The following is a 21,259-nucleotide window of genomic DNA, read 5'->3' on the forward strand; positions in this document are numbered from 1 at the left end:
GATTTCCCGTGTGATGACCCAACCCGATCTTGATCTGGGCGTGGTCGGCAACGGCAGCTTCGGCGCCCTGGTCGACAAACATGCCCGTGTTGTCTGGAGTTGCCTGCCGACATTCGACGGCGACCCGACCTTCTGTGCACTGCTCGGCCCCAACCAGCAGACCGGCGGCGATTTCGCCATCGAGCTGGAAGACCTGGTCGACAGCGAGCAGGAATACCTGAGCAATACCGCGATCCTGCGCACCGTACTGCGCGATGCGCACGGTGGCGCGCTGGAGATCATCGATTTCGCGCCGCGCTGGCGCCAGAACGACCGCTTCTACCGGCCCGTCAGCCTGATCCGCCAGGTGCGGCCGCTGGCCGGCAGCCCCCGCATCGTGATCCGCGCGCGGCCGCTGGCCGACTGGGGCGCGCGCGTTCCCGAATCCACCTGGGGCAGCAACCACGTGCGCTGGATCCTGCCCGAGCATGTCCTGCGCCTGACCACCGATGTTCCGGTGCGCTTCGTGCGTGACGGCCTGCCGTTCGTGCTCAACCATCCGATCCATCTGATCCTGGGCGTGGATGAATCGCTGAACCGCTCCATCAGCGGCTACGTGCAGGAAGCCTTCCAGCGTACCCGCGATTACTGGCGCGAATGGGTGCGCTACCTGTCCATCCCGCTGGAATGGCAGGACGCGGTGATCCGCAGCGCGATCACCCTCAAACTGTGCCAGTACGAAGACAGCGGCGCGATCATCGCTGCGATGACCACGTCGATCCCGGAAGCGCCCGGCAGCGTGCGCAACTGGGATTACCGCTACTGCTGGCTGCGCGACGCTGCGTTCGTGGTGCGCGCGCTGAACCGGCTCGGCGCCACCCGCACGATGGAGCAGTTCCTCGGCTACATCTTCAACCTGGCCACCACCGACGGCACGCTGCAGCCGCTGTACGGCATCGGCTTCGAGGCCCGGCTGGACGAGGACGAAGTGCCTTCGCTGTCCGGCTACCGCGGCATGGGACCGGTGCGTCGCGGCAATCTGGCCTGGGTGCAGCGCCAGCACGACGTCTACGGCAGCGTGGTGCTGGCCTCCACGCAGCTGTTCTTCGACCGCCGCCTGCAGGACCCGGGCGACAGCCACACCTTCGCCCGGCTGGAGCCATTGGGTGAACAGGCGTTCGCCCTGCACGACGTACCCGACGCTGGCCTGTGGGAGTTCCGTGGCCGCACCGAAGTGCACACCTATACCAGTGCGATGTGCTGGGCCGCGTGCGATCGCCTGTGCAAGATCGCCGTGCGCCTCAAGCGCGACGACCGCGCGCAGTACTGGCGCGGGCGTGCCGACACCATCCACGCACGCATCATGGAAAAGGCCTGGAGCGAGGAGCTCGGCCACTTCACCGATACCTTCGGCGGGCATCGCCTGGATGCCTCCCTGCTGCTGCTGGCTGACATCGGCTTCATCGATGCCACCGATGCGCGTTTCGTCGCCACCGTCGAAGCCATCGGCCGCGACCTCAAGCATGGCAACGCGCTCTACCGCTACATCGCCCCGGATGATTTCGGCGAGCCGGAAACCAGCTTCACCATCTGCACGTTCTGGTACATCGACGCGTTGGCGGCGATCGGGCGCCTGGACGAAGCGCGCGACATGTTCGAGGCCCTGCTGCAGCAGCGCAACCATCTGGGCCTGCTGTCCGAAGACCTCGCCTTTGATGGCGGCGAGGCCTGGGGCAACTTCCCGCAGACCTATTCGCATGTCGGCCTGATCACCGCAGCGATGCGTCTGTCGCGTTCCTGGCAGGAGGCATCATGAGCCGTCTGGTGGTGGTTTCCAACCGCGTGGCGGTGCCCGGCGAAAACCGCGCCGGTGGCCTCGCCGTCGGCCTGCTGGCGGCGCTGAAGGAACGCGGCGGCCTGTGGTTCGGCTGGAGCGGCAAGAGCGTACGCGAGGGCAGTGGCACGCTGCATGAGCAGCGCGATGGCGATATCCAGTACGTCACGATGGACCTGGCCAAGCGTGATGTCGACGGCTACTACAACGGCTTCGCCAACCGCACGCTGTGGCCGCTGCTGCACTTCCGCCTGGACCTGGTCGACTACGACCGCGGCACCCGCGAGACCTATCACAAGGTCAATGCCCTGTTCGCCGACAAGCTGGCGCCCCTGCTGCGCGAAGACGACATCGTCTGGATCCACGATTACCACCTGATTCCGCTAGGCGCCATGCTGCGCGAGCGCGGCATCGGCTGCCGCATCGGCTTCTTCCTGCACATCCCGATGCCCTCGGCCGACCTGCTGCAGGCGATGCCCGACCACCTGCGCCTGTTCTCCGCGCTGTATGCCTACGATCTGGTCGGCTTCCAGACCCAACGCGATGCCGACCGCTTCCAGACCTACCTGCGCCTGTTCGGCGGCGGCCGCGTGCACGACAACGGGGAACTGGAAGCGCCCGGCGGGCGCCGGTTCCGGGCCGCAGCGTTCCCGATCGGCATCGACACCGCGCTGATCGCCCGCCAGGCCAGCACCGCCGCCAGCAAGGCGGCGGTGAAGAACCTGCGCGGCAGCCTGCGCGATCGCCAGCTGGCCATCGGCGTGGACCGGCTGGACTACTCCAAGGGCCTGCCGGAGCGCTTCCTCGGTTTCGAGCGCTACCTGCAGCGCCATCCCGACCAGCGCGGTTCGCTGACCTACCTGCAGATCGCCCCGGTCTCGCGCGGCGACGTCACCGAGTACCGGCAGCTGCGCAGCCAGCTGGAGCAGATCGCCGGGCACATCAACGGTGGCCACGCCGAACCCGATTGGACACCGCTGCGCTACGTCAACCAGAACTTCACCCACGCCACGCTCACCGGGTTCTACCGCGCCGCTGCGGTCGGACTGGTCACGCCGCTGCGCGATGGCATGAATCTGGTCGCCAAGGAGTACGTGGCCTCGCAGGATCCGGACGATCCCGGGGTGCTGGTGCTGTCCCTGCTGGCCGGTGCCGCCGATGAACTGAAGCAGGCGCTGCTGGTCAATCCGCATGACCTGGACGGCGTTGCCGACGCCATCGCCACGGCCGCCACGATGTCGCTGCGCAAACGCCAGGAACGCTGGCACGCAATGATGGACCACCTGCGCACCTACGACATCAACCACTGGCGCCGCAGCTATCTGGAGGCGCTGGAGGGCTGAGTCCGGCGGCAGCGCCGTGCCCTGCCCGGCGCCGCTCAGTCCAGGAATCGCGCAGCCTGTTCCGGACTGGGCAGAAGGCAGGCGTCGTGGCGCCCGAACCAGCGATAGCGATTGCGTGCCAGCAGCCGATAGGCGCGATCCCGCCATGCGCGCGGCAGCAGCCGCAGCACGGCGGCCAGGCGCCACCCACCGCCCAACCCGGCCAGCACGCGCAGGATCGCCTCGGTATCGGTCCACGCGCCGCGCGCATCCAGCAGCAGGAACGAGCTGGGATCGCACGGGTCCAGCCCATGCGCGCGCAGCAGCGCACTGCCCTGCGCGCCCTGCATCGCCGCGAAACGGTAGCGGCGCTGACGGTCGAACCGCAGCAGGAAACGGACCCATCGGCTGCACAGCGCACAGGCGCCGTCGAAGACGATCACCGGGCCCGCAGCCAGGTTCATTCCATCCACACCAGCGTTGCCATGCGACCGGTGCGGCGGTCGCGGCGGTGCGAATACAGATCCGGATCCGCCATCGTCGACACCGTGCCGCCGTGGATCGCCGCCGGATCCATGCCTGCCGCCTGCAGGCGCTGCCGCGCCAGTGCGAACAGGTCCACGCGCCAGTGCCCGGCACGGGTCGCCACGAAGGCTGCTGCGGCAGCCGGATCGTGGCCGACGAAGGCGTGGTACACCTCTTCGCCGATCTCGTAGTCGGCCGGGCCCGCTGCCGGCCCCAGCCAGGCGCGCAGCTGCGCCGGCGGCGTCTGCATCGCAGCCACCGCCGCCTCCAGCATGCCGTCGGCCAGGCCACGCCAGCCGGCGTGCGCGGCTCCCACTTCACTGCCATCGGCAGCGGCGAACACCACCGGCAGGCAATCGGCGGTGAGTATCGCCAGCACCACGCCGCGCACCGATGTCACCGCAGCGTCGGCCACCGGCTCACTGGCCCCCTCCACCGGTGGAGCATCGAAACGCAGCACGGTGGCGCTGTGCACCTGGCGCAGCCAGTGCGGCGCCGACGGCAGTGACAGCCCCTGGCGCAGCAGCTGCCGGTTGTGCTCGACGTTGGCCGGCGTATCGCCATCGGCCGCATGCCGGTTGCCCAGGTTGAACTGCGCGAACGGCGCCGGCGAAATGCCCGCGCCGTGGCGCCGCGTGGTCAGCGCGCGCACGCCCGCGGGCGCCGGCCAGTCAGCCTCCAGCAGCGGCAGTGCGGTGGTCATCACCAGCGGTCCCGCTCGCGTTCGGCGAAGGCGGCGCTGTCTTCGCGCAGCACCTTCATCAGGTGCAGCATGTCGGCCGGCACCGGTGCGCTGTTGCGCACCTGCTCGCCGGTCACCGGATGCACGAACTCCAGGGTTTCCGCATGCAGGGCCTGACGCTTGAAGCCACGCAGCGCGGCCACCAGCTCATCGCTGGCGCCCTTGGGCAGCTTCAACGCGCCGCCGTACAGCGGGTCACCGACGATCGGGTGGCGCAGGTGCGCCATGTGCACGCGGATCTGGTGGGTACGGCCGGTTTCCAGCCGGCATTCCAGCGCGGTATGCGCGCGGAAGCGCTCACGCAGGCGGTAATGGGTCACCGCCTCCTTGCCGTCTTCGCGCACGCCCATCTTCAGGCGGTCGCGCGGATGGCGGTCGATCGGCGCATCGGCGGTTCCGCCCGCCACCAGCGCGCCCATCACCACGGCCAGGTACTGGCGGTGCACGTCACGCGCGGCCAGCTGCTCGACCAGCGCGGTCTGCGCTTCCAGCGTACGCGCCACCACCATCACGCCACTGGTGTCCTTGTCCAGGCGGTGCACGATGCCGGCGCGCGGCAGCACGGCCACCGACGGGTCGCGGTACAGCAGCGCGTTGACCAGGGTGCCGCTGTGGTTGCCGGCGCCGGGATGGACCACCAGGCCCACCGGCTTGTTGATCACCAGCAGGTGCTCATCCTCGAACAGCACGTCCAGCGCGATGTCCTCCGGCTCGGCGGTGGTCTGGGTTTCCAGCACCACCTGCAGGGTGACCACCTCGCCGCCGCGCAGCGGATCGCGAGGACGGGCCTGGGCGCCGTCCAGCAGGACGTCGCCGGCCTTGATCCACTCGGTCAGGCGCGAGCGCGAGTACTCGGGGAACAGTTCGGCCACGACCGCGTCGAAACGGCGACCGGCAGAGGTGTCGGGGACTACGGCCTGGCGGGCCGATTCGGAGGGTTGTTCAGACATGGCAGGGGGCATCTTTGAAATTTTGGGGTCCCGGCGGACCGGTTTCAGTCGCTGGACAGGACACTAGGCTATCATCGACCCTTCGTATTCCAGCCGCGTCCCGCCTTGACCCCATGATCCGACGCTCCGCCCTGCTCTCCGCGCCCGTCCGCCTCACCGCCCTGCTGCTGGTGCTGGTCATCGTCGCCACCGGCTGCAACCGCGGCACCAAGGGCGATCGCCCTGATGAAGGCACCCCGGTTGAACAGCTCTATGAAAAGAGCCACAAGCTGATGGAAGGTGGCAACTGGAGCGGCGCTGAAGCCAGCTTCCGTCGCCTGGTGGCCCAGTACCCCTACGGCCCGTACACCGAGCAGGCGATGATCGAATCGGCCTATGCCCAGTACAAGGCCGGCAAGCACGATGACGCCGTGTCCAGCATCGACCGCTTCATCCGCACCTACCCGACCCATCGCAACATCGCCTACCTGTACTACCTGCGCGGCCTGGCCAACTCCAACCGCAATACGGTTTTCCTGCGCCGCGTATGGTCCCTGGACGCCAGCCGTCGCGATCTGTCCACGCCGCATCAGGCGTATTCAGACTTCAACGTGGTGGTCGACCGCTACCCGAACAGCCGCTACGCCGCGGATGCGCGTCAGCGCATGCTGGTGCTGCGTGACGTGTTCGCCCAGCATGAGCTCGACAACGCCCTGTACTACATGCGCCGTGGCGCCTGGGTCTCGGCCGCCGGTCGCGCCAACTACCTGCTGGAGACCTACCCGCAGAGCGCGTTCCAGAACGACGCGGTGGCGGTGCTGGCCGATTCCTACACCCACCTGGGCAACAAGACCCTGGCCGACGACGCCCGCCGCGTCCTGCAGCTGAACCAGCCGGATCACCCGTGGCTGGAGGGCAAGTGGCCGAAGTACCCGTGGATGATCCGCAAGCTGAACCCGTTTGCCGGCGAGAAGTCCGCCGCCACCGGCCAGCGCAACGCGCGACTGGAAAAGAAATAAGAAGAGGGCCCCGAACGGGGCCCTTTCCTTTTGTAGAGTCGCGCCATGCTCGACTGCTTCCGGCCGGGTGGACCGGCCACCTAGGAGTTCTACGAATTGCCGGCCAGTGCGACGTCGTTCGCTGCCGGCACCGGCCTGGCACCTCCACACTGCGGCGCAACGGCCATCCCGGCCGGCAAGGAGCCCGCATGCCCTACCTTTCCCGCCCCGTCCGGCGCGTCCCGGCGCTGATCGCCGCCGTCCTCCTCGGCCAGGCAGCAGGCCCGGCATCCGCAGCGCCGCCTGCCCCGGGCGATCTGGTCTCCGCAGCGCCCTATCGCGCCAGCTGGGTCCCGTCCAAGGCCGCCCAGGCCTACAAGCTGACCTACCGCACCCCCGATGCCCACGACCGGTTGGCGGAAAGCACCGGCCTGCTCTACCTGCCGGCCGGGGCCGCACCGGCCGGTGGCTGGCCGGTCGTTTCCTGGGCGCACGGCACCCAGGGCGTCGCCGACCAGTGCGCCCCCTCGGTGTCCGGTCCGTACCAGCCCGAGCGCGATGGCCGCTACCTCGACCGGTTCCTGGAACAGGGCTACGCCGTCACCGCCTCCGACTACCAGGGGCTGGGCAGCCCGGGCAACCACGCCTACCTGCACGTGCGCAGCGCGGCGCGCAACGCCATCGACCTGGTCAAGGCCAGCCGCCAGTACCTGGGCAGCGCCACCCTGTCACCGCGCTGGGTCTCGATCGGCCATTCGCAGGGCGGCGCGGCGGCGCTCACCGCCGGCCATCTGGCGACGTCCCATGGCGGGCCCACCCTGCAGTACCGTGGCAGTTTCACCACCGGCACGCCCACCGCCGTCGAGCTCACCGCGCTGGTGATGAGGCCGGACAACCGCACCGCCAACCCGGGCGCGATCAATGCCTACCACGCCTACCTGCTGGACGGACTGCTGCAGGTCGCCCCGCAGATCGACCGGGTGCTCAGCGACAACGGCCGCGCCCGCATCGCAGTGGCACGCCAGCAATGCCTGGGCGAGCTGGCCATCACTCTGGAAGGTGCCACGACCGGCGACATGTTCCGTGCGCCGTTGACCACGGTGCCCGGCATCTGGGCCCTGCTGCATGACTATCTGGGCGTCCCCCGCCGCGGGTTCAGCCAACCGTTGATGCTGGGCCATGGCAGCCAGGACCGCGATGTGCCCTATCTGACCACCCTGCTGTATGCCGCCGGTCTTGCCGTGCGCGGCGAACCGGTCGCATTCCGGCGCTATCCGGTCGACCACCGCGGCACGCTGGATGCGGCCGCCGCCGATGGGCTGGCGTTCGCGCGTGCGCGGCTGGGGGATGGGCGGTTCAATGAAGGGGCCGAAGCCACGGCGCTGGAGCGGTTGCTGGACGACGCCCCGTAGCGCTACGCGAGGCGTGGTTGCAGGCGGCAGCGGCGGTGCGGACCAGGGTCCGCACCCACCCGGTTCAACCCTTGTAGCCGTTGCTGATCGGGTAGCGGCGCTCGCGGCCAAAGGCGCGCCGCGAGACCTTCGGGCCGGGCGCGGCCTGGTGCCGCTTCCATTCGCTGATCCGCACCAGTCGCAGCACCCGGTCCACCACGGCCGCGTCGTAGCCGGCGGCCACGATCTCGGTGCGCGACTGCTCCTGGTCGATGTAGCGGTACAGGATGCCATCGAGCACGTCATAGGCCGGCAGCGAATCCTGGTCGGTCTGGTTGTCGCGCAGCTCGGCCGACGGCGGACGGCTGATCACCGCCGGCGGAATCACCGGCGCACCGCCCACGGTGTTGCGCCACTTCGACAGCCCGAACACCTCGGTCTTGTACAGGTCCTTCAGCGGCGCGTAGCCACCGCACATGTCGCCATAGATGGTCGCGTAGCCCACCGCGTACTCGCTCTTGTTGCCGGTGGTCAGCAGCAGCCCGCCGAACTTGTTGGCCAGCGCCATCAGGATCACGCCGCGGCTGCGCGACTGCAGGTTCTCTTCGGTCACGTCCGCCGTGGTGCCCTCGAACATCGGCGCCAGCGCTTCCATCAGGCCCTTGAACGCCGGTTCGATCGACACCGCCTCCAGCTTCACCCCCAGCGCCTCGCACTGCTCGGCGGCCAGATCGTTGGACATGCCGGCGGTGTAGCGCGACGGCAGGCGCACCGCGGTGACGTTCTCGGCGCCGAGCGCGTCGACCGCCAATGCCAGCACCAGCGCTGAATCGATGCCGCCGGACAGGCCCAGCCAGACCTTGCTGAAGCCATTCTTGCCGCAGTAGTCCTGGATGCCGCGGGTCACCGCGCGCCAGGCCAGCGCATCCATGCTCTCGTCGCCATCGTCCATCCACACGTGTGGCATGAAGCGGCGGTGCTCGCCGTCGTACTCCACCACCAGCCACTGGTCGACGAAGGCCGCCGCAGCCGGATGCACCGTGCCATCACCGTCGGCCACCACCGAGGCACCATCGAACACCAGTGCGTCCTGCCCGCCCACCACGTTGAGATAGGCAATCGCCGCACCGCTCTCGCGGGTCCGCGCGGCCAGCACCGCATCGCGCTGGGCATGCTTGCCGCGCTCGTACGGTGAGGCATTGGGCACCACCACCAGCTGCGCACCGGCGCGCACGGTGTCGGCCAGCGGTTCGGCGAACCACAGGTCCTCACAGATCAGCAGGCCGACCGGCACGCCGTTGACGTCGAACACGCAGCTGCCGCCGTCGGGGTCCACGTCGAAGTAGCGGCGTTCGTCGAACACCGCATAGTTGGGCAGTTCGCGCTTGCGGTAGGTCTGTTCGACCAGGCCATCGCGCAGCACGCTGGCGGCGTTGTAGACCACCGCGCCGGATGCCTGCGGCCAGCCGACCACGGCGGTGATGCCACGGCAGGCGGCGGCGATGCGCATCATCGCCTGCTCGCATTCGTACAGGAAGCCCGGGCGCAGCAGCAGGTCCTCCGGCGGATAGCCGCTCACGGCCAGCTCGGGAAACATCACCAGCTCGGCGCCATACTCGTCGCGCGCCTGGCCGATCATCTCGATGATGCGCTCGGTATTGCCGGCGACGTCGCCGACCGGGAAGTCGAACTGCGCCATCGCGATGCGGATCGAAGCCATGGGAATCCAGCCTGTGGTTGCAATGGCCACATTGTAACGCCGCGCCGTGCGCCCCATCGGCGGACGACCGTGCGCCCCGTCCCGGTAGCGCCGGGCCATGCCCGGCGGACAAGCTCGCGATGCCAGGACGCAGAAAAGCCGCCCGGAGGCGGCTTTTCCAAGCACGTCGAGCTTGGCTCGACGCTACAAGAACGTCTGCCGGAGGCAGTCGATCTTATTTCACCAGCTTGGCGATGGCAGCGCCCAGGTCGCCCGGCGAACGCACGGTGACGACGCCTGCAGCTTCCATGGCAGCGAACTTGCCTTCTGCCGTGCCCTTGCCGCCCGAGGCGATCGCACCGGCGTGGCCCATGCGCTTGCCGGCCGGAGCCGACGCACCGGCGATGAAACCGACGACCGGCTTCTTCACGTGGTTCTTGATGTACTCGGCACCGGCTTCCTCAGCGTCGCCGCCGATTTCGCCGACCATGATGATGCCTTCGGTCTGCGGGTCTTCGTTGAACAGCTTCAGGCAGTCGACGAAGTTCAGGCCGTTGATCGGGTCACCGCCGATGCCGATGCAGGTGGACTGGCCCAGGCCGACTTCGGTGGTCTGCTTGACCGCTTCATAGGTCAGGGTGCCCGAACGCGACACGATGCCGATCTTGCCCGGCTGGTGGATGTGGCCCGGCATGATGCCGATCTTGCACTCACCCGGGGTGATGACGCCCGGGCAGTTCGGCCCGATCAGCACGGTGTCCGGATGCGAACGGGTCAGCACGTTCTTCACGCGCAGCATGTCCAGCACCGGGATGCCTTCGGTGATGCAGACGATGACCTTGATGCCGGCAGCAGCGGCTTCCAGGATCGCATCGGCCGCATACGGCGGCGGCACGTAGATGACCGACGCGTTGGCGCCGGTGCTCTGCACGGCGTCGGCAACGGTGTTGAAGACCGGCAGGTCGATATGGGTGGTGCCACCCTTGCCCGGGGTCACGCCGCCGACAACCTGGGTGCCGTACTCGATCATCTGAGTGGCGTGGAAGGTGCCCTGCTGGCCGGTGAAGCCCTGCACGATCACCTTGGTGTTCTTGTTAATCAAAACAGACATGGGAATTCCTTGGTGTCGAATCAGGCAGCGTTCTTGACAGCTTCAACGATCTTCTTGGCGCCATCGTTGATGTTGTCAGCCGGGATGATGGCCATGCCGCTGTCGCGCAGCAGCTGCTTGCCTTCTTCCACGTTGGTGCCTTCCAGGCGCACCACGACCGGAACCTTGACGCCCACTTCCTTCACGGCGGCGATGATGCCTTCGGCGATCATGTCGCAGCGGACGATGCCGCCGAAGATGTTGACGAAGATGCCTTCGACCTTGTCCGAGGACAGGATCAGCTTGAAGGCTTCAATGACGCGCTGCTTGTTGGCACCGCCGCCCACGTCCAGGAAGTTCGCCGGCTCGCCGCCGTTGAGCTTGATGACGTCCATGGTGGCCATGGCCAGGCCGGCGCCGTTGACCATGCAGCCGATGTTGCCGTCCATGGTGACGTAGTTGATGTCCAGTTCCGACGCGATCACTTCGGTCGGGTCTTCCTGGGTCTTGTCGCGCATGGCGACCAGCGCCTTCTGGCGGAACGCGGCGTTGTCGTCGCTGTCGAACTTGCCGTCCAGCGCGTACAGGTTGCCGTCGTCCAGGATCGCCAGCGGGTTGATTTCAACCAGCGCCAGGTCCTTTTCGTTGAACAGGCGGTACAGGTTCACCATGATGCTGGCGAACTGGCCGGCCTGCTTGGCGGTCAGGCCCAGCTTGAAGCCGAAATCACGGCCGTGGTAACCCTGCACGCCTTCGACGAAGTCGACGTTCAGCGAGTGGATCAGCTCCGGGGTTTCAGCGGCGACCTGCTCGATCTCCACGCCGCCTTCCGAAGAGGCGATGTAGGTGATGGTCTTGGTGCCACGGTCAACCAGCACCGACAGGTACAGTTCCTTGACGATCTCACCGGCGGTGGTCACCAGCACCAGGTTGACCGGCAGCTCGACGCCGGCGGTCTGGTAGGTGGCCATCTTGGTGCCGAGCATCTTGGCCGCAGCGGCCTTGACGTCGTCGGTGGTCTTGCAGAACTTGACGCCGCCAGCCTTGCCGCGGCCGCCAGCGTGGATCTGCGCCTTGACCATCCAGGGGCCCTGGCCCAGGGAGTTGGCCGCTGCAACTGCCTCGTCCGGAGTAGCCGCGACCTTGCCGGCCGGGACCGGGATGCCGTACTCGGCAAGCAGCTGTTTTGACTGGTATTCGTGGAAATTCATGCGTCACCGTGGGAATAGGAACGACCGCACGCAATTCCTCAGGGCCCCGGCGGGGCGCCGGCATGGACCGCGGCGGGCCCTCTATTGTGGCCGAGCCGGCGCCGGGGCGCAAAGACGTCGGGACAAACGGCCAGACCCGGCCAGTTTTCCACGGTCATTCAGGCAGTTGCGGCAGGGCCGCAGTAGCGACCGGGCGCGGGCGCGCTGCCAAATGCGCGACCGGCAGCACCCGCGGCCGCCGCCCCCCGCCCCTATACTGGGTACCTGCGACCGGTAGGGTCGAGCACATCGGCGGGCCCCGGGGGGCCGGTACGATGCGCCGCACTACGGGCGTGACGTGGTCGGGCGTGCCCGCCGCAGGACCCAGAACCAGGCAGCCAGAAGGGGAGTTCCGGCGTGTCACCCAGTGCTTCATTGATCGACCGCATCGAATCGATACCGCGGCGCGAGCTGTATTTCTTCGCCCTGTACCGGGTGCTGATCGCCGCCGTCATCGCCGCTCTGCTGTACAGCCCGCTGTCGGCGATGGTCGGCGAAGCGCACCACCCGCGCCTGGCCAACAGCGTGGGCGCGGCCTACCTGCTGCTGGCGCTGCTGTGGCTGGTGATCGGCCGCAACGAACGCTGGCTGCGCCAGATCGTGGTCGGCGGCGTGCTGCTGGACATCGTCGCCGCCAGCCTGCTCGCGCATGCCCTGCCCGGCGCCAGTGCCGGCATCTCGATGTCGCTGCTGTTCAACATCGCTGCCGCCGCCACCCTGCTGCCACTCAGCTGGGGCCTGTCGCTGGCCCTGGCCGCCAGCGTGGCCACCGCGGCCGAGTACCTGTGGAAAGTGCTGGAAGGCGGCGACCCGACCCGCACCCTGGCCGAGCTGGCCATGTTCGCGACCAGCTACCTGGCGCTGGCGTTCATCAGCTACCAGGTCGGCAACCGCGCGCGGCGCAACCAGCAGCTGGCCAACCAGCGCGGCGATGAAGTCGCCAACCTGTTCCAGATCAACGAACTGATCATCCGCCGCATGCGCACCGGCGTGCTGGTGGTGGACGCCGACAACCGCATCACCCTGGCCAATGAAGCCGCCGCGCTGCTGCTCGGCGACAGCGATGGCAGCGGTGAGAGCGGCCGTCTGGACCTGTCCAGCGCCTCGCCCGAACTGGCGCGCCGCCTGCAGCGCTGGCGCAACGGCTGGGCGCAGGACGAGATGCCGCTGCAGCTCAATCCCGACCAGCCGGAAGTGCAGCCGCGATTTGCGCGGCTGCTGGCCGGCAGCGACCTGGTGCTGGTGTTCCTGGACGACTCCAGCGTGGTCTCGCGCCGCGCCGAATCACTCACCCTGTCGGCGATGGGACGCTTCTCGGCCAGCCTCGCCCACGAGATCCGCAACCCGCTCGCCGCGATCAACTACGCCGTGCAACTGCTGGAAGAAGGCAGCGGCTTCAACGAAAGCGATCGCCGCCTGCTGCAGATCATCCACCAGCAGTGCCAGCGCACCAACGGCATCGTCGAAAGCGTGCTCGGGCTGGCCCGGCGCGAACGCGCCAACCCGGAGAACGTGGACCTGGCCGCCTTCGTGCGCCGCTTCGTGCTGGAGTACAAGCAGGGCCAGACGCTGGAAACCGACAGCATCGAGCCGATCATCAACGAGACCTCGGTACCGGCCCAGGTCGACCCGCGCCACCTCTACCAGGTGCTGACGGTGCTGGTGCACAACGCACTGAAGTACGGGCGCATCGGCCAGCAGCCCGCGCGCGTACGGCTGCGCGTGGCCCAGCACGAACGCAGCGCGGTCATCGACGTGATGGACCGTGGCCCGGGCATTCCCGAGTCCGTCGCCGCGCAGCTGTTCCGCCCCTTCTTCACCACCTCCGAGCACGGCACCGGGCTGGGCCTGTACATCGCCCGCGAGCTGTGCCGGGCCAATCAGGCACGGCTGGATTACATCCCGGTGCCAGCCGGGGGCTCCTGTTTCCGGCTGGTCCTGCCGGGCCCCCACACCCTGCTTCCGAACTGATCCGCCGCGTCAAACATTTGTCGCTTTCGACCCCCTCGGCTATCTTTTCCCCCCATGAACGAAACCCGCAGCGCCCTCGTCGTCGACGATGAACGCGATATCCGCGAACTGCTGGTGCTGACCCTTGGCCGCATGGGCCTGCGCATCAGCACCGCCGCCAATCTGGCCGAAGCGCGCGAGCTGTTGGCCAGCAACCCGTACGACCTGTGCATCACCGACATGCGCCTGCCCGACGGCAACGGCATCGAACTGGTCAGTGAGATCGCCCAGCACTACCCGCGCACGCCGGTGGCGATGATCACCGCCTTCGGCAGCATGGACCTGGCGGTGGAAGCGCTGAAGGCCGGTGCCTTCGATTTCGTCAGCAAGCCGGTGGATATCGGCGTGCTGCGCGGCCTGGTCAAGCACGCACTGGAACTCAACAACAGCGAGCGCCCGGCCCCCGGTCCCGCCGCCGAACAGGCCGCGCGCCTGCTCGGCGACTCGCCGGCGATGGATGTGCTGCGCGCCACCATCGGCAAGGTCGCGCGCAGCCAGGCACCGGTCTACATCCTCGGCGAATCCGGCGTCGGCAAGGAACTGGTGGCACGCACCATCCACGCGCAGGGCGCGCGCGCAGCCGGCCCGTTCGTGCCGGTCAACTGCGGCGCCATCCCCAGCGAGCTGATGGAGAGCGAGTTCTTCGGCCACCGCAAGGGCAGCTTCAGCGGCGCCCACGCCGACAAGCCCGGGCTGTTCCAGGCCGCGCATGGCGGCACGCTGTTCCTGGATGAAGTGGCCGAACTGCCGCTGCAGATGCAGGTGAAGCTGCTGCGCGCGATCCAGGAGAAGTCGGTGCGCGCGGTCGGCGCGCCGGCCGAGGAACCGGTGGACGTGCGCATCCTCTCGGCCACCCACAAGGATCTCGCCGAGCTGGTCGAAGACGGACGCTTCCGCCACGACCTGTACTACCGCATCAACGTCATCGAACTGCGCGTGCCGCCGTTGCGCGAGCGCCGCCAGGACCTGCCGGCGCTGGCCGCCTCGATCCTGGCACGGCTGGCGCGCAGCCATGGCCGCACCACCCCGCTGCTGGCGCCGTCGGCACTGGATGCGCTGGCGCAGTACGCGTTCCCGGGCAATGTGCGCGAGCTGGAGAACATCCTGGAGCGTGCACTGGCACTGGCCGAGGAAGACCGCATCGGCGCCGACGACCTGCGCCTGCCGCAGCATGCCCCGCGTGCGCCCGGCAGCGGCGCCGCCGCCGAAGCCGTGGTCGACCTGCAGCCCGGCAGCGCCGCACTGCCCTCGTACATCGAGCAGCTCGAGCGCAGTGCGATCCAGCGCGCGCTGGAAGAGAACCGCTGGAACAAGACGCGCACCGCCGCGCAGCTGGGAATCACCTTCCGCGCGCTGCGCTACAAGCTGAAGAAGCTGGGGATGGAGTAGCGCCCCGGGCCGCCCTGCGCGGGTCGCTGCCGGCGGTTCGGCCCGACCCCCGCATGGCGTGGATCCCCATCAATCCTTGGTGACGCGGTTGATCTCGGCCAGGCTGGTCACGCCGGCCGCCACCTTCTTCAGGGCCGACTGCCGCAGATCATTCACGCCCAGTGCCTGCGCGGCCTCGGCGATCTGCAGCGCGTTGCCGCCAGCCAGCACGATCGTGGCGATCTCGTCGGTCATCGGCATCACCTGGTAGATGCCGGTACGGCCCTTGTAGCCCTCGGTGCATTCGTCGCACCCCACCGCTTCATGCAGCTGGATGCCGGCATCCAGCTGCGCCTGGGTGAAGCCCTCGGCCAGCAGCGCATGGGCCGGCAGATCGGTCGGCCGCTTGCAGTTCGAGCACAGGCGTCGGGCCAGGCGCTGGGCGATCACCAGGGTCACCGAGCTGGTGATGTTGTACGGCGCGATGCCCATGTTCATCAGGCGCGCGATGGTCTGCGGCGCATCGTTGGTGTGCAGCGTGGACAGCACCATGTGACCGGTCTGGGCGGCCTTGATCGCGATCTCGGCCGTCTCCAGGTCACGGATTTCGCCGACCATGATGATGTCCGGATCCTGGCGCAGGAACGAACGCAGCGCCGCAGCGAAGGTCATGCCGCGCTTGTTGTTCTGCTGCACCTGGTTGACGCCCGGCAGGCGGATTTCCACCGGGTCTTCGGCGGTGGAGATGTTGCGGGTCTCGTCGTTGAGGATGCCCAGCGCGGTATACAGCGACACCGTCTTGCCCGAGCCGGTCGGACCGGTCACCAGCACCATGCCGTAGGGCTTGTGGATCGCCTCCAGGAACAGCTTCTGCTGGTCCGGCTCGTAGCCCAGCTTGTCGATGCCCAGCTTGGCCGCGCTGCCATCCAGGATACGCAGCACCACCTTCTCGCCGAACAGCGTCGGCAGCGTGCTGACGCGGAAGTCGATCTGCTTGGTCTTGGACAGGTTGAGCTTGATGCGACCGTCCTGCGGCACGCGCTTCTCGGCGATGTCCAGCTGCGCCATCACCTTCAGTCGCGCCGCCACCCGCTGGTTCAACTTCACCGGGGCACGCGCCACCATCTTCAGCAGGCCGTCGATGCGCAGGCGGACGCGGTAGTCGTCTTCGTAGGGCTCGAAGTGGATGTCCGAGGCGCCCTTGCGGATCGCGTCGATCAGCACCTTGTTGACGAACTTCACCACCGGGGTGTCGTCGCCCTTGGCGTCGATGCCGCTGTCGCCGCCGGCCATGTCATCGTCGCCGCCGGAGACATCCAGGTTGCCCAGGCCGTCGTCGTCGCCCCCCAGCGCATCGCCGAGCGTATCGTGGCTGGACTGCCACTGCTCCAGGGTGCGGCGGATCTGATCCTCATCGACCAGGATCGGCTCGACCACCAGATTGGTATGGAACTTGATCTCGTCCAGCGAGTGGGTCGGGTTGCTGGTGCCCACGAACAGCTTGCCGCCGCGTTTGAACAGCGGCAGCACGTTGTGCTTGCGCAGCAGTTCCTCGCTGACCAGGCCCATCGCGTTCTGGCTGCTGTCGAACGTGGAGACATCGAACAGCGGCATGCCGAACTCGACCGCATTGGCGGCCGCCAGCTGCGCGGCGCCGACCACCTTGTTCTGCGCGAACCAGGTCGGCAGCGGCTGGCGGGCGGCAGTGGCCTTGGCCATGGCGTCGCGGGCGGCGGCCTCGTCCAGGGCCCCATCCTGGACCAGACGGCGGGCCAGGCCGGTGATGCCGACGAGGTTGGCGGTGGTTACGGTGTTCATAGTGCCCTCTTGATTCGTTTGGCCTGCCCGCGCGCTGCAGCTCACCGCACGCGCCGGGGGCCGATCACATGTTACCGGTTTGCCGCCCCGCCTTTCCTGGCGGGTCAAGAGATCGGCGCCCCTCCGCAGTCACCGCCGTAGCACACCAGGCGGCGTGGAAATCCCCGTCTTCACGATAGTAGTTGCAGACCTCGCGCTGCAGCTCCGCGATGGCAGGCTCCGGTGCAGGGTATGCGGTGCAGGCGATGGTGCGCCGTTCGTAGTCCACCACCCGCCAGCAATCCTGTGCCCCGGGGGCATTGTCGGATGCCGGATCGGTCATGACACCCCAACGCCCCAGCACCGCACCGCGCTGCTTCTCGCGAAGCTTTTCGGGTAGCAGATCCGGGCGCACCTCGAATCGTCCATCGTCGGTCAGACGGTACAGGTAGGACATTTCCTGCGCCACCTGTCCTTCATTGATATGCGCCCGTTCCACCCCTGTGGAGCGCAGGCCGTTCTCCATGAACCGGATACGATTCGCCGGCAGATCCCGGCGCCCGCGTATCGCCGGCAACCAGGAGATGCCCTCGTAGTGGCTGCCCTGCAGCCCCACCGCTTCGGCGACCGTCGGTGCGACGTCGATCACCGAACCCGAGCCGGCGACCTGGCGCGGCGACCAGACCGGCTTGCCATCGCGGAAGCGCTGCACCGCCATCACGACATGATTCTGCACGTCCGACAGCGCAAAGCTGCCATGGCCGTACGCGCCCAATCGCTGGTTGGTCCGGCTGTCCACGAACCGGTCACGGTGCATCGCGAAGTCTTCGCCGTGGTCGGACATGACGATCAGGATCGCGTTGTCCAGGCGCTTCAGGCGACGCAGCTCTTCGAGCAGGGTATCGAACTGACCATCGACTGCCCTGATCGCGTTCAGGTACTGCGACGAGGAGTCTTCGTAGCCCTTGACCCTGGTCGCCCAGCCCAGCGAGGTGTCACCGGACAGATCGCCGGGCAGGTACGGCCAATGCGGAAGGCACAGGTGACTGAGCAGGAACAGGGGCGCATCCCCCGGCGCACGCCTCAATTCTCCGATCAGGCGCTCGGGATGGTCAACGGTCCGATAACTGCGGTAGGCCGCACGATTGCCCTGCACCACGCTCAGCGGTTCCGAGGCGGGCAGTGCCGCCAGCAGGAGATTGGTCGCAAAGAAATCGAAGCTTCCGCCAACAACGAAATCCAGTCCTCCCACGGTGGGGACGACCGTTCGATCAAAGCCGAAACTCTGGTCGAAATTTGCAAAGCGCGACTCGTCCATGGCCAGCAGGGTGAAGTAGCCCTGCTGCTTCAGTTGCCAGGCAAGATTCTGGTCGCGCCGGAATTCCGAGCGCGGGTAGAGGTTGAAGCGCGCGCCGTGCCTGATCGGATTCATTCCGGTCAGGGTGCTGTTGTAGGACACGAAGGTGCGCGCCAGCGGCGTCCGGACATCCTTCATGATCACCGACTGGGCCAGTGTCCGCTCGATGGTCGGTGCCAACCCAGCGGGGAACTCGCCATAGGCCGCCAGATAGTCCGGGCGCAGCGAATCCACCCCCAGGATGATCACATCGGGCTGACGGTCATCGGTGCGCTCGCGGACGCCGCCGCTCCATCCCCATGCCCCCAGGCACAGTGCCAGCGCCGCAAGGGCGCCACCGGCGACCAGATTGCGCCGCCGGCGCAACAGGGAGTAAAGCGCGGCCAGCAGCGCCAACGCCACCACGACGATGCAGGCGACCACCAGCACGGGTGACAACGGCTGGATCATCAGCAGTTCGGCATCGATGAAGGACGACGACTGCGGGAACAGCCATCGATTGGCGAACATCGCCAGCAGGGTGGCCACTGCGACGAACAGTACGCTGCGCCAGAAGGCATCCTGCCGCGCAGGCAGGACCTGGCCGCAGGCCCGGCGATAGATCCACAGGGCACCGACGGTCAGCAGCAGATGACCGCCGATCGCAAACAGGACGAACACAGCCACCTTGGCGGCGAATCCCGGCCCTTCCAGCAGCTCGGTGGCGAACTGCTGCATCAGATCGGTGCGGGCGTGCATGCCCTCCTCGCCGAAGCGGGCCGCGATCTGATGGACCTGCTGGGCCAGCAGCGCCAGCCCCATGGCAGCGGCCGCCACATACTGGCGGACGACATTCCCTTTCATCCCCCCCCCTTCAACAAAAAAAAGGGCCCTGCGGTGCAGGGCCCTTCTTCAACTGGTCCACCGCGCAGTCACTGCCCGGCAGTCAGCCTGACAGCCCGATTACGGAGCAGCGCTGCGGCATTCGGCCGGCAGGTACTTGTTGTCAGCGGTCGACTCGCACTTCCAGGTGATGCCAGCGCTGGCGGGGGTCGGGGTGAAATCCAACGCAACGTTCTTCGCGGCATCGGTACCGGTGACGGTGATCTTGCCCTCGGCGCAGGCCAGGCTCGCGGTGTTCTTGGTCGGGGTGTTGAAGGTGGCAACGCCGTTGCAGGCGGTATCGTCGATCACGCCGCCGGCATTGGCGATGTTCTCACCCACGGTGGCCTTGGCGCCCGAGGCCAGCACGGCGCCTTCCGAGACGCGCGAACGGATGGTGTAGTCCTGGTAGGCCGGCAGTGCAATGGCGGCCAGGATGGCGATGATCGCAACAACGATCATCAGTTCGATAAGGGTGAAGCCCTTCTGGTTCTTCATAGTGATACATCCCCAAGATAGTGGTGGTTGAGTCAGTGCGCAGGATCGATCCGGCCATCGGCCGGCTGAGCGGGTCCTGCACCCTGCGGGTGGATCAACGCAGGTTGCGTGCCAACCCCGGCACGCCTCCCCCTGGATTTCCCCGGGCCCATGATGGCAGCAATTTCCCGGATGTGAACCCCCCAGTCATCATTCTGCGATGGACCCGGCAATGTGACGCAGTACGTCACCTTTGGCCGGCAGCCGGCACGAATTCGCATTCCCGCCCCCTCAGGATCTGCCAAGTCGGCGATGAACCCGCTACCATCGGCGGATGCCCGTCTGGGGATGGCGGGCCGGGGAGCCAACATGTCTGTCAGTCGCAGTGCGATCAAGAAAGAACCGGTGGCGCGCGCCACCATGGAATTGCAGGCGTTTGTCTGGGTGGGGACCGACAAGCGCGGCGTGAAGATGAAGGGCGAGCAGCTGGCGAAGAACGCCAACCTGCTGCGTGCCGAACTGCGCCGGCAGGGCATCAATCCCGGCCAGGTCAAGCCCAAGCCCAAGCCGCTGTTCGGCGCGGCCGGCAAGGCCGTCGGCCCGAAGGACATCGCCTTCTTCAGCCGGCAGATGGCCACCATGATGAAGTCCGGCGTGCCGATCGTCTCGGCGCTGGAGATCATCGGCAGCGGGCACAAGAACCCGCGCATGAAGAAGATGGTCGATGGCATCCGCACCGATATCGAGGGCGGTTCCTCGCTGTATGAGGCGGTCAGCAAGTACCCGGTGCAGTTCGACGAGCTCTACCGCAATCTGGTCCGGGCCGGCGAAGGCGCGGGTGTACTGGAGACGGTGCTCGACACCGTTGCCACGTACAAGGAGAACATCGAATCGCTGAAGGGCAAGATCAAGAAGGCGCTGTTCTACCCCGCGATGGTGGTGGTGGTGGCCCTGCTGGTCAGCGCCATCATGCTGATCTTCGTGGTGCCGCAGTTCGAGGAAGTGTTCCAGGGTTTCGGCGCCGAGCTGCCGGCCTTCACCCAGATGATCGTCAACCTGTCCCGCTTCATGGTCTCGTGGTGGTGGTTGATCGCGATCGTCCTGATCGGTGCCGGCGTCGGCTTCGTCATGGCCTACAAGCGCTCACCCAGGATGCAGCACACGATGGACCGATTGATCCTGAAGGTGCCGGTCATCGGGCAGATCATGAACAACAGCGCGATTGCCCGGTTCTCGCGGACCACCGCGGTGACCTTCAAGGCCGGTGTGCCGCTGGTGGAGGCACTGGGCATCGTCGCCGGCGCCACCGGCAACAAGGTCTACGAGGAGGCCGTGCTGCGCATGCGCGACGACGTGTCGGTCGGCTATCCGGTCAACGTGGCGATGAAGCAGCTCAACCTGTTCCCGCACATGGTGATCCAGATGACCGGCATCGGCGAAGAGGCCGGCGCCCTGGATACCATGCTGTTCAAGGTTGCCGAGTATTATGAGCAGGAAGTCAACAATGCCGTGGATGCCCTGAGCAGCCTGCTCGAACCGATGATCATGGTCTTCATCGGCGTCGTCGTAGGCGGTATGGTCATCGGCATGTACCTGCCCATCTTCAAGCTGGGCGCCGTCGTCGGATAAA

Annotated in this window: 16 protein-coding genes; 7 read left to right on the forward strand and 9 right to left on the reverse strand. The window is 67.3% G+C overall.

Annotated features, from left to right (window positions below; genetic code table 11):
* Window positions 1–13: 13 nt before the first annotated feature.
* Window positions 14–1,795 carry a glycoside hydrolase family 15 protein gene (locus tag Q5Z10_RS16965; protein WP_303636546.1) on the forward strand — a complete coding sequence of 594 codons (1,782 nt, stop codon included), beginning with the start codon at window positions 14–16 and terminating at the stop codon, window positions 1,793–1,795.
* A complete protein-coding gene (gene otsA, locus Q5Z10_RS16970; RefSeq protein WP_303636547.1) occupies window positions 1,792–3,156 on the forward strand; it encodes an alpha,alpha-trehalose-phosphate synthase (UDP-forming) in 1,365 nt (454 codons plus the stop codon). Before Q5Z10_RS16965 ends, otsA begins: the two co-directional genes overlap by 4 nt.
* Window positions 3,157–3,191: 35 nt before the next feature.
* Here the strand turns inward: otsA and Q5Z10_RS16975 are convergent, their stop codons facing one another.
* Genes Q5Z10_RS16975 through rluD form a run of 3 tightly spaced genes read right to left on the reverse strand, consistent with a single transcriptional unit; the run spans window position 3,192 to window position 5,352 of the window.
* Complete coding sequence (locus Q5Z10_RS16975; protein ID WP_303636548.1) at window positions 3,192–3,599, reverse strand: thiol-disulfide oxidoreductase DCC family protein; 408 nt, start codon at window positions 3,597–3,599, stop codon at window positions 3,192–3,194.
* Window positions 3,596–4,363 (reverse strand): peptidoglycan editing factor PgeF, encoded by a 768-nt coding sequence (pgeF, locus tag Q5Z10_RS16980; protein WP_303636549.1) that lies wholly within the window; start codon window positions 4,361–4,363, stop codon window positions 3,596–3,598. Before pgeF ends, Q5Z10_RS16975 begins: the two co-directional genes overlap by 4 nt.
* Entirely contained in the window at window positions 4,363–5,352 is a 990-nt protein-coding gene (gene rluD / locus Q5Z10_RS16985) for a 23S rRNA pseudouridine(1911/1915/1917) synthase RluD (protein ID WP_303636550.1), read from the reverse strand. Before rluD ends, pgeF begins: the two co-directional genes overlap by 1 nt.
* Before the next feature lie 113 nt (window positions 5,353–5,465).
* Here rluD and Q5Z10_RS16990 point away from each other — a divergent pair, with 113 nt between their 5' ends.
* Window positions 5,466–6,350: an outer membrane protein assembly factor BamD gene (locus tag Q5Z10_RS16990; RefSeq protein WP_303636551.1), complete on the forward strand. Its 885-nt coding sequence runs from the start codon at window positions 5,466–5,468 to the stop codon at window positions 6,348–6,350.
* Window positions 6,351–6,538: 188 nt separating this feature from the next.
* Window positions 6,539–7,741: a lipase family protein gene (locus tag Q5Z10_RS16995; RefSeq protein ID WP_303636552.1), complete on the forward strand. Its 1,203-nt coding sequence runs from the start codon at window positions 6,539–6,541 to the stop codon at window positions 7,739–7,741.
* Window positions 7,742–7,805: 64 nt separating this feature from the next.
* Here the strand turns inward: Q5Z10_RS16995 and Q5Z10_RS17000 are convergent, their stop codons facing one another.
* The 3 genes from Q5Z10_RS17000 to sucC form a co-directional block, all read right to left on the reverse strand.
* Entirely contained in the window at window positions 7,806–9,440 is a 1,635-nt protein-coding gene (locus tag Q5Z10_RS17000) for an NAD+ synthase (protein WP_303636553.1), read from the reverse strand.
* 214 nt (window positions 9,441–9,654) lie between these two features.
* Complete coding sequence (sucD, locus tag Q5Z10_RS17005; RefSeq protein ID WP_005410793.1) at window positions 9,655–10,530, reverse strand: succinate--CoA ligase subunit alpha; 876 nt, start codon at window positions 10,528–10,530, stop codon at window positions 9,655–9,657.
* A 20-nt stretch (window positions 10,531–10,550) separates the two neighbouring features.
* Entirely contained in the window at window positions 10,551–11,720 is a 1,170-nt protein-coding gene (sucC, locus tag Q5Z10_RS17010) for an ADP-forming succinate--CoA ligase subunit beta (protein ID WP_004154430.1), read from the reverse strand.
* 396 nt (window positions 11,721–12,116) lie between these two features.
* Between sucC and Q5Z10_RS17015 the strand changes: the two genes are divergently transcribed.
* Together Q5Z10_RS17015 and Q5Z10_RS17020 are read left to right on the forward strand one after the other, a co-directional pair.
* On the forward strand, window positions 12,117–13,730 hold the full coding sequence (locus Q5Z10_RS17015) for a sensor histidine kinase (protein ID WP_303636554.1): 1,614 nt from the start codon (window positions 12,117–12,119) through the stop codon (window positions 13,728–13,730).
* A gap of 54 nt (window positions 13,731–13,784) precedes the next feature.
* Window positions 13,785–15,158, forward strand: a complete 1,374-nt coding sequence (locus Q5Z10_RS17020; protein WP_303636555.1) for a sigma-54-dependent transcriptional regulator — start codon at window positions 13,785–13,787, stop codon at window positions 15,156–15,158.
* 69 nt (window positions 15,159–15,227) lie between these two features.
* Here Q5Z10_RS17020 and pilB read toward each other — a convergent pair whose 3' ends face one another.
* From pilB to Q5Z10_RS17035, 3 genes are all read right to left on the reverse strand, one after another.
* Window positions 15,228–16,955 (reverse strand): type IV-A pilus assembly ATPase PilB, encoded by a 1,728-nt coding sequence (gene pilB, locus Q5Z10_RS17025; protein ID WP_303636556.1) that lies wholly within the window; start codon window positions 16,953–16,955, stop codon window positions 15,228–15,230.
* 64 nt (window positions 16,956–17,019) lie between these two features.
* Complete coding sequence (locus Q5Z10_RS17030) at window positions 17,020–19,134, reverse strand: sulfatase-like hydrolase/transferase (protein ID WP_303636557.1); 2,115 nt, start codon at window positions 19,132–19,134, stop codon at window positions 17,020–17,022.
* A gap of 99 nt (window positions 19,135–19,233) precedes the next feature.
* Window positions 19,234–19,650 (reverse strand): pilin, encoded by a 417-nt coding sequence (locus tag Q5Z10_RS17035; protein WP_303636558.1) that lies wholly within the window; start codon window positions 19,648–19,650, stop codon window positions 19,234–19,236.
* Between the two features lie 348 nt (window positions 19,651–19,998).
* Between Q5Z10_RS17035 and Q5Z10_RS17040 the strand changes: the two genes are divergently transcribed.
* Complete coding sequence (locus Q5Z10_RS17040; protein WP_303639209.1) at window positions 19,999–21,258, forward strand: type II secretion system F family protein; 1,260 nt, start codon at window positions 19,999–20,001, stop codon at window positions 21,256–21,258.
* The last annotated feature ends 1 nt before the right edge of the window (window position 21,259 follow it).

The organism is Stenotrophomonas sp. 704A1 (genome assembly GCF_030549525.1).
Lineage (GTDB): Bacteria > Pseudomonadota > Gammaproteobacteria > Xanthomonadales > Xanthomonadaceae > Stenotrophomonas > Stenotrophomonas tuberculopleuritidis.